The organism is Kitasatospora sp. NPDC059803, assembly GCF_042732255.1.
Classification (GTDB): domain Bacteria; phylum Actinomycetota; class Actinomycetes; order Streptomycetales; family Streptomycetaceae; genus Kitasatospora.
Window position 1 is genome coordinate 1 of record NZ_JBHWIJ010000107.1, and the last position, 18,039, is coordinate 18,039.

Annotated in this window: 16 protein-coding genes; all 16 read right to left on the reverse strand. The window is 72.1% G+C overall.

From position 1 onward, the window contains the following. Positions 1-53: 53 nt before the first annotated feature. Positions 54-1,391: a DivIVA domain-containing protein gene (locus ACFV6I_RS18685; RefSeq protein ID WP_380426401.1), complete on the reverse strand. Its 1,338-nt coding sequence runs from the start codon at positions 1,389-1,391 to the stop codon at positions 54-56. 59 nt (positions 1,392-1,450) lie between these two features. Further along, complete coding sequence (locus tag ACFV6I_RS18690) at positions 1,451-1,732, reverse strand: YggT family protein (protein ID WP_063347232.1); 282 nt, start codon at positions 1,730-1,732, stop codon at positions 1,451-1,453. A 99-nt stretch (positions 1,733-1,831) separates the two neighbouring features. Beyond that, entirely contained in the window at positions 1,832-2,434 is a 603-nt protein-coding gene (locus ACFV6I_RS18695) for a cell division protein SepF (RefSeq protein ID WP_031071810.1), read from the reverse strand. Positions 2,435-2,737: 303 nt separating this feature from the next. Then, positions 2,738-3,544 (reverse strand): YggS family pyridoxal phosphate-dependent enzyme, encoded by an 807-nt coding sequence (locus ACFV6I_RS18700; RefSeq protein WP_079135532.1) that lies wholly within the window; start codon positions 3,542-3,544, stop codon positions 2,738-2,740. Further along, positions 3,544-4,275 carry a peptidoglycan editing factor PgeF gene (gene pgeF / locus ACFV6I_RS18705; protein ID WP_363368413.1) on the reverse strand — a complete coding sequence of 244 codons (732 nt, stop codon included), beginning with the start codon at positions 4,273-4,275 and terminating at the stop codon, positions 3,544-3,546. The genes ACFV6I_RS18700 and pgeF overlap by 1 nt, the downstream gene beginning before the upstream one ends. Continuing rightward, positions 4,272-5,483 carry a cell division protein FtsZ gene (gene ftsZ / locus ACFV6I_RS18710; RefSeq protein ID WP_380426403.1) on the reverse strand — a complete coding sequence of 404 codons (1,212 nt, stop codon included), beginning with the start codon at positions 5,481-5,483 and terminating at the stop codon, positions 4,272-4,274. Before ftsZ ends, pgeF begins: the two co-directional genes overlap by 4 nt. Before the next feature lie 363 nt (positions 5,484-5,846). After that, positions 5,847-6,623: a cell division protein FtsQ/DivIB gene (locus ACFV6I_RS18715; protein WP_380372143.1), complete on the reverse strand. Its 777-nt coding sequence runs from the start codon at positions 6,621-6,623 to the stop codon at positions 5,847-5,849. Then, on the reverse strand, positions 6,616-7,722 hold the full coding sequence (murG, locus tag ACFV6I_RS18720; RefSeq protein ID WP_363368408.1) for an undecaprenyldiphospho-muramoylpentapeptide beta-N-acetylglucosaminyltransferase: 1,107 nt from the start codon (positions 7,720-7,722) through the stop codon (positions 6,616-6,618). Before murG ends, ACFV6I_RS18715 begins: the two co-directional genes overlap by 8 nt. A gap of 6 nt (positions 7,723-7,728) precedes the next feature. Further along, a complete protein-coding gene (gene ftsW, locus ACFV6I_RS18725) occupies positions 7,729-9,099 on the reverse strand; it encodes a putative lipid II flippase FtsW (RefSeq protein ID WP_063347236.1) in 1,371 nt (456 codons plus the stop codon). 68 nt (positions 9,100-9,167) lie between these two features. Then, complete coding sequence (murD, locus tag ACFV6I_RS18730; RefSeq protein WP_380426405.1) at positions 9,168-10,622, reverse strand: UDP-N-acetylmuramoyl-L-alanine--D-glutamate ligase; 1,455 nt, start codon at positions 10,620-10,622, stop codon at positions 9,168-9,170. Beyond that, positions 10,619-11,680: a phospho-N-acetylmuramoyl-pentapeptide-transferase gene (gene mraY, locus ACFV6I_RS18735; protein WP_063347238.1), complete on the reverse strand. Its 1,062-nt coding sequence runs from the start codon at positions 11,678-11,680 to the stop codon at positions 10,619-10,621. Before mraY ends, murD begins: the two co-directional genes overlap by 4 nt. Beyond that, on the reverse strand, positions 11,680-13,083 hold the full coding sequence (gene murF, locus ACFV6I_RS18740; protein ID WP_380426407.1) for a UDP-N-acetylmuramoyl-tripeptide--D-alanyl-D-alanine ligase: 1,404 nt from the start codon (positions 13,081-13,083) through the stop codon (positions 11,680-11,682). Before murF ends, mraY begins: the two co-directional genes overlap by 1 nt. Next, entirely contained in the window at positions 13,080-14,732 is a 1,653-nt protein-coding gene (locus ACFV6I_RS18745; RefSeq protein WP_380426409.1) for a UDP-N-acetylmuramoyl-L-alanyl-D-glutamate--2,6-diaminopimelate ligase, read from the reverse strand. The genes murF and ACFV6I_RS18745 overlap by 4 nt, the downstream gene beginning before the upstream one ends. A gap of 6 nt (positions 14,733-14,738) precedes the next feature. Further along, the gene (locus tag ACFV6I_RS18750) at positions 14,739-16,976 is read right to left on the reverse strand and encodes a peptidoglycan D,D-transpeptidase FtsI family protein (protein WP_380426411.1); all 2,238 of its coding nucleotides are present in this window, start codon (positions 16,974-16,976) and stop codon (positions 14,739-14,741) included. Further along, positions 16,973-17,458 carry a cell division protein FtsL gene (locus tag ACFV6I_RS18755; protein WP_380426413.1) on the reverse strand — a complete coding sequence of 162 codons (486 nt, stop codon included), beginning with the start codon at positions 17,456-17,458 and terminating at the stop codon, positions 16,973-16,975. The genes ACFV6I_RS18750 and ACFV6I_RS18755 overlap by 4 nt, the downstream gene beginning before the upstream one ends. A gap of 133 nt (positions 17,459-17,591) precedes the next feature. Then, positions 17,592-18,039 (reverse strand): 16S rRNA (cytosine(1402)-N(4))-methyltransferase (gene mraW, locus ACFV6I_RS18760; protein ID WP_380426415.1); only part of this gene is annotated, 448 nt, incomplete at its 5' end.

Consider the following 18,039-nt stretch of genomic DNA (forward strand, 5'->3'; position numbering starts at 1 on the left):
TGTTCGACCCGTGGGTCGAACAGGGGGCGCTCTCAAAAGGCCGTGCTACAACCTCAGTTGTCGCCGTCCTCGTCGATCAGGAAGCCCCGCATCGGCGCCGGAGCCTGCTGCATCGGCTGCGGAGGCTGCGGGCGGACGGCCGCCATCGGCTGCGTCATCCCAGCCGGCTGCATCTGCGGCGCGCCGGTGTTGCCACCGGACGCCTGGCCGCCGAAGCTCGGCGCCGGCGGGTTGCCGCCGAAGGAGCTCTGCCCACCGAACGACGGCGCGTTGCCGCCGAAGGCCGGCTGGTTGCCACCGAAGGCCGGGGCACCGCTCATCGCACCGGCACCGGCCGGAGCCATCGACGAGGCCGCCGGCGGCAGCGACGCGGTGGCGGGGATCCGCGGCGGGGCGAGCGAGTCGTCGGCCTGCGACTCCAGCTGGCGCAGCTGGGTCTCCAGGTACGACTTCAGGCGCGTCCGGTACTCGCGCTCGAACGCCCGCAGGTCCTCGACCTTGCGCTCCAGCGTGGCGCGCGCGGACTCCAGCGAGCCCATCGCGACGCGGTGCTTCTCCTGCGCGTCCCGCTCCAGGGCGTCGGCCTTGGCACGAGCGTCGCGCTCCAGGCCCTCGGCGCGGCTGCGGGCCTCGCCGACGATCTTGTTGGCCTCGGAACGGGCCTCCGAGATCGCCTGGTCGGCGGTCTGCTGAGCGAGCGCCAGAACACGGGCGGCACTGTCGCCACCGGGGCCCTGCTGCTGCATGGGGGCGCCGAGCGGGCCGCCCATCTGCTGCTGCGGCGGGCCGCCCATGGGGCCACCCATCGGCTGCATCTGCTGCTGCTGCTGGCCCATGCCCTGGCCCATCGGGTTGCCCATCTGCTGCGGACCACCGGGGCCGCCCATGGGCTGGAGCATCTGACCGCCCATCGGCTGCACCAGCTGCTGCTGGCCGCCCATGGTCTGGTTCATCTGCTGCTGCTGGCCGCCCATCTGCTGGGGGCCGGCGGGGAGCTGCGGGGCGCCGGAGGGCAGGCCGAGCGGCTGGTTGCCCATCTGCTGCTGCGGGCCGCCCATCTGCTGCTGCTGCGGACCACTGGGGCCCATCTGCTGCTGCTGCGGACCGGGGCCCTGCTGGCCGGGAACCGGCGGGCCGGATATGGCGGCCGGGACGGGGGCGCCGGAACGGGCGTCCTGCGGCGGCTCCTTCCGCATGTTCGCCTGGTTCTGCGCGGCGGCGCGAGTCGCGGCGGCCAGCTTGGCGCGCAGGTCCTCGTTCTCGCGAAGCAGGCGGGTCAGCTCTCCTTCGACCTCGTCGAGGAAGGCATCGACCTCGTCCTCGTCATAGCCTTCGCGCAGGCGGACGGTCGTGAACTGCTTGTTCCGAACGTCCTCGGGGGTCAATGGCATCTCTTCACCTCAACGTGATCGTCGGCACACCGGCATCCTGTCGCATCGCTCACCTACGACTAGGGCCGCACAAGCGAGATCAGGACATACACAATGATCATCAGTACGAAGAAGGACAGGTCGAGCGCCACGCCCCCGAAACGCAACGGCGGAATGAACCGCCGAAGAAGCTTGAGCGGCGGATCCGTGACAGTGTACGTGGCCTCCAGGACCAGGACCATGGCCTTGCCGGGCCGCCACGAACGCGCGAACTGGAAGACCCAGTCCATGACCAGTCGCACAAGCAGGAACACCAGGAAGACGGTCAGGGCGTAGTAGAGCACCGCCCACACGATGTCCATCGCGTTTCCCTCTCCCCGGTTCCGGGCCCTCGGGCCCGCCGCTCGTCACCTGTCGCTAATCCACTGTTGATCAGATCCACACGTAAAGTCGTGGCCGGGTCAGCTCTGGTTGAAGAACCCACCCTCGGCGATCCGAGCCTTGTCCTCCGCCGTGACATCGACGTTAGCAGGCGACAGCAGGAACACCTTCTGTGTCACGCGCTCGATACTGCCGTGCAGACCGAAGACGAGTCCAGCGGCGAAGTCTACGAGTCGCTTCGCGTCGGTGTCGTCCATCTCGGTCAGATTCATGATCACGGGGGTCCCGCCACGGAACTGTTCCCCGATGGTACGGGCCTCGTTGTAGGTTCGCGGGTGCAGCGTGGTGATGCGGTAGGGCTCTCGTTCGTTCACTACCTTGGGCATGATCACCGGGGCGCTCTTCTCCAGGTTGTGGCGGCGTTCGGGTGTGATGGACGACACGGGGGCCATCCTCGGGGTCTCCTGCCGGATCGGCACCGCGGCCGGAACCGGCTGCGGGGTGATCGAGGAGACCGGGGCGGGCGCGGCGGCCGGCCGGGGGATGTCCTCGGTCCGCTGTCCCGTTCGAATCGGCTCGGGGTCCGCGTCGTAGTCGTCGTCAGGGTCGTACCCCTGACCGTCGTACGTCTCGTCCTCCACGAGGCCGAGGTAGACCGCCATCTTGCGCATTGCGCCGGCCATGCTCCTGTCTCCTCCGCTCATAGCCACCTCGCTGGCGCTCGGTGGCGGCTTCGCGAAACGCGCACCTTCCGATGGTCGCTCGCTCTGCTCGCTCCGTGCGGACCGGCTCCGTCCCGGCGGCCAGGCCGTGCGGCCCTGCCTGCGGATTCCGCGGTCCACCCACGACGGCCCGTCAGGCCGACGGCCGGTCAGAGTTCTTGGGGTGGGGGCCGCGGAGCTGCGATCCACGGTTCGCTAGCGCTCCGAGGAGCTGCTAGATTCTGTCCTATTTTGTCCTGCAGTCTGATCTACTACCCGGTGACGTTACCTGAGGGGTGACCTCACTCCGAGTACCGCCGTTCCGACGCGCACATGTGTCGCCCCGGCGGCAATCGCCTGCTCAAGGTCACCGCTCATCCCTGCGGAGACCATGGTGGCAGCAGGATGGGTCGTGCGTACTGCGGTTGCGATTTCCGTCAGCCGCTCGAAGGCGCGGAGCGGGTCCCCGGCGAGCGGACCGGCCAGCGGAGCGACGGTCATCACACCGTCCAGCCGCAGGCCGGGCGTGTCGGCGATCGCGTCCGTGAGTTCCGCGACATCCTCCGGGGCGACTCCGGCCCGGTGGGCCCCCTCGCCGTGCTCCTTGTCCAGGGCCACCTGCACCAGGCAACCCAGCTCCGGGCGCTCGGACTTGAGCACCGCCGCGGAGAGCGACCCGACCAGCCGCAGCCGGTCCACCGAGTGCACGTGGTTCGCGTACCGGACGACCGAGCGGACCTTGTTGGTCTGCAGCTGTCCGACGAAGTGCCAGTCAAGAGGAAGGTTTCTGCACTGCTCTGCCTTGGGCGCGGCGTCCTGGTCGCGGTTCTCCGCGACATCCGTCACACCCAGTCCGGCCAACAGCGCGGTGTCCTCGGCGGGGTAGGTCTTGGTGACGACGACCAGGGTGACCTCGTCACGCGGCCGTCCGGCAGCCGCACAGGCGTCGGCGATCCGCCGCTCGACCACGTCGAGGTTGGTCCCCAGCTCCTCGTACCGGGCCCGCTGCCCCTCCGTCAGGGTCTCCAGCCAGCTCTGGTCGGGAAGGCCGCCGCGACTCCCCGGGAACGGTCCGTAGATGTCGTTCGTCATCAATGATCAGAGCCCAACCAGACGTAGCTCGCGAGTCGGCCGGTGCGCTGCTCGCGGCGATAGGAGTAGTGGTCCGCGGATTCGAGGGTGCAGACCGGTGACCGCACCAACTCGGTGACCCCGGCGGCGGCCAGCTGGGCCGCGACCCCCTCGGCCACGTCCAGCGCCGGTGTTCCCCAGGAGGTCTCGGCGAACGCGGCGGGCACCACCGCGGCGACCTCCGCCCGCAGGCCGGCCGGCACCTCGTAGCACCGACCGCAGACCGCCGGGCCGGTGGCCGCGGCGATCCGGCCGGGTTCGGCCCCCAGTTCGACCATCGCCCGCACGACCGCGGGCACCACCCCGGCCGCCAGCCCTGGCCGGCCCGCATGGGCCGCGCCCACCACGCCCGCCACCGGATCGGCCAGCAGCACCGGGGTGCAGTCGGCGGTCAGGACGGCGAGCGCCAGCGGCCGGTCGGTGACCACCGCGTCCACCGTGGGGGCGTCCCCCGGCGACTGGCGCTGCGTCACCACGGCGACCTGCGCACCGTGCACCTGGTTCATCCAGACCACGTCGGCCGGGTCGAGCCCGAGCTCCCCGGCGGCGATCGCCCGGTTCTCCCGGACGGTCTCCGGGTCGTCCCCCACCGCCCCGCCGAGGTTGAGCTCCCCGTACGGCGAAGTGCTCACCCCGCCCCACCTGTCGGTGAAGGCGAAGTGAGCACCCGCGCGTACGGCGTGATCGATCACTTAAGGAAATCCGGGACGTCGAGCTCCTCCGCCGGGCTCTCGACGTACGGCTGCCGGACCGGCTGCACCTGCGGCGGCACCGGGACGGCGGTCACGGTCTCGGTGGCCCGCGGCGAGGAGTGGGTCTCCCCCTCCGAACGGGAGGTCACCGAGCCGATGCTCCCGTAGGACGGCCGGGTGGCCGGACGCTCCGGGGCGGCCGGCGGCGTGGCCGCGGCGGGGGTGGCCTTGACCACCGGGTCGCGGACGATCGCCGGCGGCTGCCCGCCGTCGAAGCCGGCCGCGATGACGGTGACCCGGACCTCGTCGCCGAGCGCGTCGTCGATGACCGCGCCGAAGATGATGTTGGCCTCGGGGTGCGCGGCCTCGCTGACCAGCTGGGCCGACTCGTTGATCTCGAACAGGCCGAGGTCGGAGCCGCCCGAGATGGAGAGCAGCACGCCGCGGGCGCCGTCGATCGAGGCCTCCAGCAGCGGCGAGGAGATCGCCATCACGGCGGCCGCCTTGGCGCGGTCCTCGCCGCGGGCCGAGCCGATGCCCATGAGCGCCGAACCGGCCTCCGACATGACGGACTTGACGTCGGCGAAGTCGAGGTTGATCAGGCCGGGGGTGGTGATCAGGTCGGTGATGCCCTGGACACCGGAGAGCAGGACCTGGTCGGCCGAGCGGAACGCGTCGAGCACGCTGACCTGGCGGTCCGAAATGGACAGCAGCCGGTCGTTGGGGATCACGATGAGGGTGTCGACCTCTTCGCGCAGGCTCGCGATGCCGTCCTCGGCCTGGTTGGCGCGGCGGCGGCCCTCGAAGGTGAAGGGCCGGGTGACCACGCCGATGGTCAGGGCGCCGAGCGAACGGGCGATGTTGGCGACCACGGGCGCGCCGCCCGTGCCCGTGCCACCACCCTCACCCGCGGTGACGAAGACCATGTCGGCCCCCTTGAGGACCTCCTCGATCTCCTCGCGGTGGTCCTCGGCGGCCTTGCGGCCGACCTCAGGGTTGGCGCCGGCGCCGAGGCCCCGGGTGAGTTCACGGCCCACATCGAGCTTGACGTCGGCGTCGCTCATCAGGAGGGCCTGCGCATCGGTGTTGATCGCGATGAACTCGACGCCCTTGAGACCGACCTCGATCATCCGGTTGATGGCGTTGACACCACCGCCGCCGATTCCGACGACCTTGATGACTGCGAGGTAGTTCTGCGGTGCTGCCACGTCGAAGGCCTCTCGCCTCGAATTTCCGGGTCGGTCCGACCCGACGGGGGATCGTACCGACGGATGTCGATGGGTAGGGAGCCTGGTTTCTGACTGAATGTCCGAAATGCCGACCGCCGACCCCAACCCTAAACTTGACCTTTAGGGTTAGTCCTGTGCCTCCGTCACATCACCAGGGGGCACAGTCTGGTGACACAGGACACTAGGTGGCTCCAGGCACGTGTTTCAACGAACACGCCGAGCTTCCCCTTTTCTTTTGAGCCTATGTGATCATCGGCCGGCATATGAAACCGGGGTGACCACCAAGGGTCGGGCCGACACTTCACAGCGTCAACCCCTCCCTCAGGCACAGAACCTACCGGATCATCCCGACACCGCCGGCGCCTCCGGCGCACTCACGTCGAAGTTCGAGCCCTTCTGAGCCATCAACGCGACCAGTGTCCGGGCCTTGCGATCGGTCTGCTCCGGGCTCCCCCAGCGCACCGTCGCACCCCCGCTGAGCTGCAGCTGAATATCGTCGTACGAGTGCACCAGCACCGCTCCGGCCCGCTTCGCCACCTCGGGCGGCAGTCCGGCGGCCACCGACACCGCGCCCTGCACCAGCTGCGCACGGGAGATCACCCCGTCCGCGTCCTTCGCCTGCTGACTGAGCCGCAGTTCCACCACCGGCACCCCCTCCGGCGGGGCCGCCTCGGTGGCGAAGCTCACGCCGACGGCGTCCACCTGGGTGAACTGACCGTCCTCCCCCTTGACGGCCGCCACCGCCGTGCGCTGGACGACCTTCACCCGCAGGGTGTGCGGCCAGCCCCGCCACACCTCGGCCTTCGCCACCCGGGGGATCGCCTCCACCCGGCGCTGGACGGCGTCCAGGTCCACTCTGGCCAGCGGGCCGTCACCGATCCCGCCGATCGCCTCGCGGACCTGGTCCGCCGTCAGCTTCTCGTCCTTCGGCCCCTGGACCGCGACCTCGCGCACGTCCAGCACCGAGGAGAAGAACACCACCCAGGCCAGCACGCCCAGCACCGCGGCGCCGAGCACGCTCAGCACCACGATGCCCCGCCGGGAGAGCCGGAGCCGAGGAGCGGACTCCTCGGCCTCCAGCTCTTCCTCCAACGGGTCGGCGAGCCGGCCGTCAGCCACGGCGGCGACCGCCGCGGGAGGCCTGGATGGCCTCGTAGACCATGCCGACCAGCAGGTCGTCGGCGTCCCGGCGGCCGAACTCGGCGGCGGCCCGGCTCATGTCCCACAGCCGCTGCGGGTCGGTGAGCACCGGCAGCACGTTCTGCAGCACCCAGTCCGGGGTCAGCTCGGCGTCGTCCACCAGCAGGCCGCCGCCGGCCTTGACCATCGGCTGGGCGTTCAGCCGCTGCTCGCCGTTGCCGATCGGCAGCGGGACGAACGCGGCGGGCAGCCCGACGGCGGCCAGCTCGGCGACGGTCATGGCGCCGGCCCGGCAGAGCATCAGGTCCGCCGCCGCGTAGGCGAGGTCCATCCGGTCGACGTACGGCACCGCGCGGTACGGCGGCATCCCGGGGATGTCCTCGACCTGCGGCAGCTCGTTCTTCGGGCCGACGGCGTGCAGGATCTGCACGCCGTACTGCTGGAGCCGCGGGGCGATCGCGGTGACCACCTCGTTGAGCCGGCGCGCGCCCTGGGAGCCGCCGGAGACCAGCAGGGTGGGCAGCCGCTGGTCGAGGCCGAAGTAGTGCCGGGCCTCCGGCCTGGCGGCGCCCCGGTCCAGGGTGGCGATGGTCCGGCGCAGCGGGATGCCGATGTACCGGGAGTCGCGCAGCTTGCTGTCCGGCGTGGAGACCGCGACGAAGTCCGTGTAGCGGGCGCCGATCTTGTTGGCCAGGCCCGGACGGGCGTTCGCCTCGTGCACCACGATCGGCACGCCGGCCCGCTTGGCGGCCAGGTAGGCGGGCATCGCGACGTAGCCGCCGAAGCCCACCACGGCGTCCGCGTTGACCCGCTCGATGATCTCCTGGGCGGCCCGGACGGTGCCGCGCAGCCGGCCGGGGACGGTGATCAGCTCGGGGGTGGGCTTGCGGGGCAGCGGGACGGCCGGAATCAGCTCCAGCTGGTAGCCGCGTTCCGGCACCAGCCGGGTCTCCAGTCCGCGCTCGGTTCCCAGGGCGGTGATCCCGATGGACGGGTCGTGCCTGCGGAGGGCGTCCGCGAGGGCCAGCGCCGGCTCGATGTGACCGGCGGTCCCCCCGCCGGCGAGTACGACATGCACCGAAATTCACCGCTCCCTGCGTGCCGGCCCCGGGGCCGGGCGCGCTGTGGTTCGTCGTCGTGGCAGCACCCGGGCCAGTCGTCTCCTGATCCGGGAGTTCTTGCTCCGGGCGGCCAGCGCCGCCTTCGCGCCCGAGGTGCTGCGCGCCAGGCACAGCAGCACTCCGATCGCGGACATGGCCGACAGCATGGCGGAACCGCCGTAGGAGAACAGCGGGAGCGGGACGCCCGCGATGGGCAGCAGTCCCAGCGCCGACCCCAGGTTGATCATGGCCTGCGCCATGATCCAGGTGGTGGCGGCTCCCGCGGCGTACCTGACGAAGGGGTCCTTCGTACCGATGGCCACACGGATACCCGCGTAGCCTAGTGCCGCGAAGAGACCGATCACCGACAGCGTCCCCACCAGGCCCAGTTCCTCGCCGGTCGCGGCGAAGATGAAGTCGGTGTGCGCCTCGGGCAGCTGGCCCCATTTCTCCACGCCGGCACCGAGGCCGGTGCCGAAGCCTCCGCCGAGCGCGAACGAGTAGACGCCGTGCAGCGCCTGGAAGCAGGCCCCGTCGGGGTCGGGCTTGGTGACGCCGATGCAGCCCAGGCGCTCCGCCCGGTGCGGGACGCTGATCACCAGCGCGGTGCAGACGACCACGGCCACCCCGACGGTGGCCACGAACAGCCGCAGCGGCGCGCCGACCATCCAGAGCATCGCGAACAGCATCGCCACCAGGATCATCGAGGTGCCCATGTCGCCGCCGAGCATGATCAGCGCGAGCAGCAGCAGGGCGCCCGGCACCAGCGGGACGAGCAGGTGCTTCCAGGTGGTGAGGGTGCCGGCCTTCTGCTTGCGGGCGAGCAGGTCGGCGCCCCAGAGCACCAGCGCGAGCTTGGCGAACTCCGAGGGCTGGAACTGGAAGAAGCCGAAGTCCAGCCAGTTCTGGTTGCCGTTGATCCGCACCCCGATGCCGGGCACGGCGACCAGCGCGAGCGCGCCGATCACCCCGAACATCACCGGGTAGACGATCACCCGCAGCACCGCCAGCGGCACGGAGGCGAAGCCGATCAGCAGGACCAGGCCGAGGATGGCCGCGATCAGCTGCTTGAGGAAGTAGTACTGCGCCGAGTGGTGCTGGCCCAGGGCGAGGATCTGCGAGGCCGAGAAGACCATCATCAGGCCGAGCACCACCAGCAGCAGCGTCGTGCCGATGACGAGCAGGTAGGGCGTGAGCGGCCGGTCCAGCCAGTACCGCACCCGGTACCGGAAGGCCCGTACCCGGGCCAGCGGTCCGGCCGACTTGTACTTGGTCGTGGTGGCCGAGATCACGCGCCACGGCTCGGCGGCCTCCCGCTCCGGTGCTCCGGAACCCGCCCTGCCCTGCCCAGCCACTCCCCGCTCACTCTCTCTTCACGGCTCACCCGCCGCCGGGCCGCTTTGGCCCGGCACGGCCCTTCGGCTCACTCCCCGCGGTCCGCCAGCTGCCGGACCGCGGCGGCGAAGAGGTCGCCGCGCTCGCCGTAGTTGGTGAACATGTCCATCGAGGCGCAGGCCGGTGCCAGCAGCACCGTGTCACCCGACCGGGCGAGCGAGGCGGCCGTCCGGACGACCTCCGCCATCGCCACCGCGCCAGTCTGGCCCTCGGCCGCCTCGATCACCGGGACATCCGGAGCGTGTCGCTCCAGCGCCTCCCGGATCAGCGCGCGGTCCTCGCCGATCAGCACGGCCGCACGCAGCCGCCCGGCGGCGCCCTGGACCAGGTCGTCGAAGGTCGCGCCCTTGGCCAGGCCGCCGGCGATCCAGACGACCGGCCGGTAGGAGGCCAGCGAGGCGGCGGCGGCGTGGGTGTTGGTGGCCTTGGAGTCGTCGATGTAGGTGACCTCGCCGACCACGCCGACCTCGGCGATCCGGTGGGCGTCCGGGCGGAAGGCCCGCAGGCCCTCCCGGACGGCCTTCGGCTCGACGCCGTACGCCCGGGCCAGCGCCGCCGCGGCGAGCGCGTTGGCGATGTTGTGCGGGGCCGGCGGGTTGACGTCCTCGACGGCGCCCAGCTCGGCCGCGTTCTTGGCCCGGTCGGCCACGAACGCGCGGTCCACCAGCAGCCCGTCGACCACGCCGAGGTTCGACAGGGCGGGCGCGCCGAGGCCGAAGCCGATCGCCCGGCAGCCCTCCTCGACGTCGGCCTCGCGGACCAGCGCCTCGGTGGCCGGGTCGGCCAGGTTGTACACGCAGGCGACGGTGTTGCCCTGGTAGATCCGGCCCTTGTCGGCGGCGTACGCCTCCATCGAGCCGTGCCAGTCGAGGTGGTCGGGGGCCAGGTTGAGCACGACCGCCGAGTGCGGGCGCAGCGAGGGCGCCCAGTGCAGCTGGTAGCTGGAGAGCTCGACGGCGAGCACGTCGTACGGCTCCTCGGCGAGGACCGCGTCCAGCACCGACACCCCGACGTTGCCGACGGCAGCGGTACGCCGGCCGGCGGCGGTGAGGATCGAGGCGAGCATCTGGACGGTGGTCGTCTTGCCGTTGGTGCCGGTGACGGCCAGCCAGGGGGCGGGCTCGCCGGTGGCGGGCAGCGGCCGGCGCAGGCGCCAGGCGAGTTCGACGTCGCCCCAGACCTCGATGCCGGCCGCCGCGGCGGCGGCGAACAGCGGGCGGTCGGGCGCCCAGCCGGGCGAGGTGACGACCAGCCGGGTGCCCTCGGGCAGGCTGTCGCCGTCGCCGAGGCGGACGGTGACGCCGAGCGCCTCCAGCTCGGCGGCCCGGGCGGCCAGGCCCGCGCCGCTGCCGCCGTCCACCACGGTGACGTGGGCGCCGAGGCCGTGCAGGACGCGCGCGGCGCTGATGCCGGAGACGCCGAGCCCGGCGACGACGACGGGCAGCTTCACGAACTGCGAATTGATCAACTGGGGGTTCGTCATCCGGTCCGGTATCCCGCGTAGAAGAGGCCGAGGCCGACGGCCACGCAGAGTCCTTGGATGATCCAGAACCGGACCACGACCAGGACTTCGCTCCAGCCCTTGAGTTCGAAGTGGTGCTGCAGTGGTGCCATCTTGAAGACGCGCTTGCCGGTCATCCGGAACGAGCCGACCTGGATGATCACCGACAGGGTGATGATCATGAAGAGGCCGCCGAGCAGGATCAGCAGCAGCTCGGTGCGCGAGCAGATCGCCAGGCCGGCCAGGGCGCCACCGAGGGCGAGCGAGCCGGTGTCGCCCATGAAGATCTTGGCGGGCGAGGTGTTCCACCAGAGGAAGCCGAAGCAGGAGCCCATCAGGGCGGCGGCGACCACCGCGAGGTCCAGCGGGTCGCGGACGTCGTAGCAGCTGACGGTCGCGGTGACGGAGTAGGCGCAGCTCTGCCCGTACTCCCAGACGCCGATGAAGGTGTAGGCGCCGAAGGCCATCACCGAGGCACCGGTGGCGAGGCCGTCCAGACCGTCCGTCAGGTTCACGCCGTTGGAGGTCGCGGCGATCATGAAGTAGGCGAAGATGACGAACAGCACGGGGCCGATCGACCAGCCGTAGTCCCGCACGAAGGACAGGTGCTGGGACGCCGGGGTGAGCCCGCGGTCGTCGTGGAACTGCAGCGCCAGCACGGCGAAGGCCAGGCCGACGATGGACTGGCCGGCCAGCTTCGCCTTGGCCCGCAGACCGAGCGAGCGGCGCTTGACCACCTTGATGTAGTCGTCCAGGAAGCCGACCAGGCCCAGACCCGCCGTCAGGAAGAGCACCAGCAGGCCGGAGGCGGTCGGGCTCTCGCCCGTTATCGCCTTGGTCCCGAAGTAGGCGATCAGGGTCGCCAGGATGAAGGCGATGCCGCCCATGGTGGGCGTGCCCTTCTTGCTGTGGTGCGCCTTCGGCCCGTCGTCACGGATGTACTGGCCGTAGCCCTGCCGGGCGAGCAGCTTGATCAGGGCGGGGGTGCCGGCCAGCGACAGGATCAGGCCGATCATGCCGGAGAAGAGGATCTGCTTCATTACGCGGCCACACCGTCCGAGAGGAGGGCCTCGGCCACCTTCTCCAGCCCCACCGAACGGGACGCCTTCACCAGGACCACATCCCCCGGCCGAAGTTGACTGCGCAGCAGCTCGACCGCCGCGTCCGCGTCGGACACCAGCACCGACTCCTCACCCCACGAACCTTCGTTCCTCGCGCCGAGTTCCATGCAGGCCGCCTCGCGTCCACCGACCGCCACCAGCTTGGTGACGTCCAGTCGGACGGCGAGCCGCCCGATGGCGTCGTGCTCGGCCAGGCTCTCCTCGCCGAGCTCCCGCATCTCGCCGAGCACCGCCCAGGTGCGGCGGCGCTCCGGGCCGCGTCCCCCCATCGAGACCAGCGCCCGCAGCGCGGCCCGCATCGAGTCGGGGTTCGCGTTGTAGGCGTCGTTGACGACGGTGACACCATCGGCCCGGTCGACGACCTCCATGCGCCAGCGGGACAGCGCACCCGCTTCGCCCAGGGCGGTCGCGGTGTCGTCGACGGACATCCCGAGCTCCACCGCCACCGCAGCGGCGGCGAGGGCGTTCGAGACGTGGTGCTCACCGTACAGGCGCAGCTGCACGGGCGCGGAACCGGCCGGGGTGGTGAGCGTGAAGGACGGCCGTCCGGCGGCGTCCAGCTGAACGTTCGTCGCCCGGACGTGGGCGTCCGGGGATTCCCCGAACAGGACCACCTTCGCCCTGGTACGGCTGGCCATCGCGCGCACCAGCCGGTCGTCCGCGTTGAGGATCGCGGCGCCGTCGGCGGGCAGCGCCTCGACGAGTTCGCCCTTCGCCTCGGCGATCGCCTCCTGCGAGCCGAACTCGCCGACGTGCGCGGTACCGACGTTCAGCACCAGGCCGATCCGGGGCGGGGTGATCGAGGTGAGGTACTCGATGTCGCCCTTGTGCCGGGCGCCCATCTCCATGACCAGGTGCCGGGTGCCGGGCTCGACCCGCAGCGCGGTCATCGGGTGGCCGATCTCGTTGTTGAGCGAGCCGGGCGGGTAGACCGTGTCGCCGATGCGCTGCAACAGCTGCGCGATCAGGTCCTTGGTGCTGGTCTTGCCGGCCGAGCCGGTCAGCGCGACGACGGCGGTGCCCTCGGCGCGGGCGACCACGGTCCGGGCCAGCTTGCCGAGCGCGTCCACCACACTGTCGACCAGGACGGCGGGCACGCCGACCGGGTGGTCGGCCAGCACCGCGACGGCGCCGGCCCCGACCGCGACGGCGGCGTAGTCGTGGCCGTCCACGTGCTCGCCGACGAAGGCCGCGAACAGGCCGCCGGGGCGCACCTTCCGCGAGTCGACCTCGACCGGGCCGGTCACCAGGGCGCCGGGGTCGGCGCCGTCCAGGGTGCCCCCGACTGCGGCGGCCACCTCGGCGAGGGTCAGTGCGATCACTGCTGCTCTACTCCTCGGTCGCCCCGGGCGGCCGTGGTCTGCGTGATGGATTCGCGCAGCACCTCCCGGTCGTCGAAGGGGCGGATCTCGTCTCGTACGTACTGGCCAAGTTCGTGGCCCTTGCCGGCCACCAACACGGTGTCCCCGGCGTGGGCGCGGGCGACGGCGATCCGGATCGCCTCGGCCCGGTCGGGGACGACCAGGACGGTCCCGCGCTCGGCCTCGGGCACCGCGGCGGCGCCGGTCAGCATGCTGGCGAGGATCGCCAGCGGGTCCTCGCTGCGCGGGTTGTCGCTGGTCAGCAGGGCGGTGTCGGCGAGCCGGGCGGCGATGGCACCCATCGGGCCGCGCTTGTGCGGGTCGCGGTCTCCGCCGCAGCCGACGACGACGTGCAGCCGGCCCTTGGTGACCTCGCGCAGCGAGCCGAGGACGGCCTGGAGGGCGTCCGGCTTGTGCGCGTAGTCGACCACGGCGACGAACGCCTGTCCGGCGTCCACCCGCTCCAGCCGGCCCGGCACGCCGGGCACCGCGGCGACGCCGGCCACGGCCCGCGCCAGCGGCAGGCCGGCGGCGACCAGCAGGGTGATCGCGGCGAGCGCGTTGGCCACGTTGAACGGGCCGGGCAGCGGCACGGCCGCGTCGGCCTCGGCGCCGTCCGGGCCGAGCACCCGGAAGGTGGAGCCGACCGGGCCGAGCTGGACGTCCACGGCCCGCCAGTCGGCCTCGACGGCTCCGGTGGCGGAGAAGGTGGTCACCGGGATCTTGGCCTCGGCGGCCAGCCGGCGGCCGTACTCGTCGTCCACGTTGACCACGCCGTGGCGGGACTTGCCGGGCTGGAAGAGCCGGGCCTTCGCCTGGAAGTAGTCCTCCATGTCCGGGTGGAAGTCGAGGTGCTCGGGGGTGAGGTTGTTGAACAGGGAGACGTCGTACGTCACCCCGTCGGTGCGGCCGTAGACCAGCGCGTGGCTGGAGACCTCCATGGTCACCGCGTCCGCGCCGCGCTCGGCCATCACGCCGAGGATCGCGTGCAGGTCGGTGGCCTCGGGGGTGGTGCGCTCGCTCTTGATCCGCTCGTCGCCGACCCGCATCTCGACGGTGCCGATCACTCCGGGGGCACGCCCGGCGCCGAGCAGGCCGCCCTCGACCAGGTAGGAGGTGGTGGTCTTGCCGTTGGTGCCGGTCAGCCCGATCATCAGCAGCCGCTCGGAGGGGCGGCCGTAGACGGCTGCCGCGAGCTCGCCCATCCGGGCCCGCGGCCGGTCGACGACCAGCAGCGGCAGGCCGGTGCCGGCCGCCAGCTCGGCGCCGGCCGGGTCGGTGAGCAGCGCCGCCGCGCCCGCCGCCGCGGCCTGGGCCGCGAAGGCCGCGCCGTGGTGGTTGGCGCCGGGGAAGGCCACGTACACGTCGCCGGGGCGCACCGCCCGGGAGTCGTGGGTGACGCCGCTGACGAGGCCCCCCTCGACGGGGTCGAGGCCCAGCTGGCGGGCCAGTTCGGCGAGCGGCAGGGCGGCGGTCCCGGCCGGGCGGGGCGGACTCACGGTGATTTGATCGGGTTTCGGCACGGCGGGAAGGCTATCCGCCGAAGGGTGTCCAGGGCCAAACCGGCCCTTCGCCGCGCCGCCGTCCGGCCCGACCCGCTCGTTGCTCATGCTCGCTCACGGCTTCCACTCGACGGGCAGGTTGGGCGCCTCGCTGCCGCTCGGCGGGACCTGCATGGTCTTCAGGGTGAACTCCATCACCTGCTTGAACACCGGTCCGCACAGCTGGCCGCCGAAGTGGCCGTTGACCGGCCCCTGGAGGGTGCAGGAGACGGTGTACCGGGGGGCGTCGGCGGGGGCGAAGCCGATGAAGGAGGCGGTGTAGCCGTCGTAGCCGACGCCGTTGGCGGCCCCCCGGTTGGCGGTGCCGGTCTTGCCGGCGACCCGGTAGCCGGGGATGGCGGCCTTGCCGCCGGTGCCCTGCTCGTCGTCGACGACCGACTCCAGCATCGAGGTGAGGGTCTTGGCGGTCTCTTCGCTGACCACCCGGGTCTGCTCGCCCGGCGGGGTCGCGGTGTACTTGCCGTCCGGGCTGGTGGTGCCCTGGACGATGCTGGGCGCGACCCGGACGCCGCCGTTGGCGATGGTCGAGTACACCGAGGTGGCCTGCAGCGCGTTCATCTGCATCGGGCCCTGGCCGAAGGAGGTGTTGTACTTCTCCGAGGCGACCAGGTCCTCCGGCTTCTTGAGCTTCCCGGCCGTCTCGCCGGGGAAGTTCAGGCCGGTCGGCTGGGCGACGCCGAACTTGCGCATGTAGCTGTCCAGGATCTGGTTGGCCTTCAGCTGGTCGCCGTCGCCGAGCGTCTCCATGGCCTCGATGGTGCCGATGTTGGAGGACTTGGCCAGCACCCCGGCCAGGGTCAGGTACCAGGTGTTGTGTACGACGTCGTCCTTGAACTGCTGGCCGGCCCGGACCAGCGGGTAGGGCACCGTGACCTTGGTGTCCCAGGTGGCCTTGCCGGTGTCCAGAACGGCTCCCAGGGTCATCAGCTTGGCGGTGCTGCCCGGCTCGTACGCGTCGACCAGCGCGGCGTTGCCCATCTGGGACTGCTTGGCGGTGCTGAGGTCGTTCGGGTTGAAGCCGGGCGCGGTGGCCATCGCGAGGACCTGACCGGTCTTCACGTCCTGGACGACGACGTAGCCCTTCTCCGCCCCGGAGTTGGCGACCTGGTCGGTGAGCGCCCGCTGGGCGGCCCACTGGATGTCCCGGTTGATGGTCAGCTTCACGTCGGTGCCGGGCACGGCCGGGTCCATCGAGCCCCCGGCGGTGGGCACCAGCCGGCCGCCCGCCTGGGCGTAGCTGCTGTGCCCGTCCTTGCCGGCCAGCTGCTTCTGGTACTGGAGCTCCAGGCCGCCGGCGCCCTCGCCCTCGCCGTTGACGAAGCCGACCAGGTTGGCGGCCAGGCCGTCGGCGGGGTAGATCCGCTTCTGGGTCTCCCGGTTGAACACCCCGGCCAGCGGGTTGGCGCACTCGTTGTCGACCCGGGTGCGTCCGCCCTGGTCGGCGGCCTTGGTCAGCTGCCGCTTCTGGGCCTGGCAGGTCCGCGAGCCGGCCTGCTTCTCCAGGCCCGCCTTGAGGTCGCTGATCTGGCTCTTGGTGGCCGGGGTCTGCTGGGCGGCGAGCCGCTTGTAGCGGGTCTTGGGGGTGTGCAGGTCGGCGGCGATCTTGTCCTTGGGCACGCCGAGGATCGGCGACAGCAGGGCGGCCGCCTGCTCCGGGGCGTCCGGGATGCCGGTCGCCGCCGGGGTGAACATCGCCGGGTCGGCGGTGATGTCGTACGCGTCGACGGTGGCGGCCAGCGCCACCCCGTCGGAGGACGTTATCGAGCCGCGCTCGGCGGTGATCGGGATGTTCAGGTAGCGGTTGGTGTTGGCGTCGGCGGCCAGCGCGTCGGAGTCCAGCAGCTGGAGCTGCACCAGGCGGCCGGCGAACACCGAGAACACCAGCGACATCACCACGGTGATCACCCGCAGGCGGCGCTTCGGCTCGGCCAGCCGGAGCGCCTTGGGGCGCTGCGGGCGGCGCGGCCGGACGGCGGCCTGGCTCCGGGCCGGCGGGCGGCCCTCGGGGCGGCGTTGCTGCGGTGCCCGGGGTGTACGGGCGGCGGCGGCCTTGGCGGGCTGGCCCTTGGCCGGCTGCCCCTTCGCGGGCTGTCCCTTGACGGACTGTCCCTTGACGGGCTGCCCCTTCGCGGGCTGCCCCTTCGCGGGCTGCCCCTTCGCGGGCTGCCCCTTTGCGGGCTGGGCCTTGCCGGCGGACTGGCCGCGCGGCGCGGCCGCGCGGGGCGCGGCGCCCTTGGGCGGCTGGCGGCGGCCGTTGCCGGAGCCTCCGGACGGCTGACGTGGCGTGCTCATCGGCCCGCACCTCCGGTCGACGGTGCGGGCGCGGCCGGGGAGGCCGGGTTGATCTGGACCACGGAGTCACCGGCCGTCGCCGCCGGACTCGGTGCACCGGGGGGCGCACCCGTCGGGGCGCTCGGCGCCGGCTGCTTCATCGGCCACGGGTCGACCGTCGAGCGCTTGACCGGCGGGCTGTCCTGCGCCGGTCCGGGCGTGCCGATCACCTTGCCGCCGTTCGGGACGTCCAGGAAGGCCATCCCGCCGGCCGGGACCATGCCCAGCTCGGCGGCCCGCCGGGCCAGCGCGTCCGGCGCCGAGCTCTGGTCGATCTGGTGTTGGAGGCCCTGCTTCTCGTCGGTCGCCACGGTGGTCTGCTTCTGCAGCCGGGACAGCTCGAAGGAGCCCTCGTTGAGCGCCGTGTTCAGCGCCAGCAGCCCGAGCAGCCCCGCCGCGAGCAGCACCACCACGAGCACCGCGAACGGCGTGCGGCCCCGCACCGGACGCCGCCCCGGCCGGACCGTGATCCGCGCCCTGCCCTGTCCGGGGAACGATCCCCGCCCCGCCCGGACCTCACCGGCCACCGGCCCCACTGCTCTCCTCCGCCCTTCGGACCCCGCCGGGGCCAACGTTTCAGCCCCGCTTGCTACGGTCCCTGATCCTCTCCGCCACCCGCAGCCGTACGGGCGCGGCGCGCCGGTTCTCCTCGATCTCCTCCTCCGTGGCCTGCTCGGCACCACGGGTGATCAGCTTGAGCCAGGGCTGGTGCTCCTCCGGGATGAACGGCAGCCCCGGCGGCGCGGTGTTGGTCGACCCGGCGGCGAAGTACTGCTTCACCAGCCGGTCTTCCAGCGACTGGTAGGACATCACGACCATCCGACCGCCGATCGCCAGGGCCTCCAGCGCACCGGGGATCGCCCGGTCCAGGACCTCCAGCTCGCCGTTGACCTCGATCCGCAGCGCCTGGAACGTCCGCTTGGCCGGGTTCCCGCCGGGGCGGCGGGGGGCCCCCGCGCCCGGGGGGCGGGGCGCCCCGCCGCGCCCCCCCGCGCGCGGCCGGGGGGCGCGCCGGCCCGGGGCG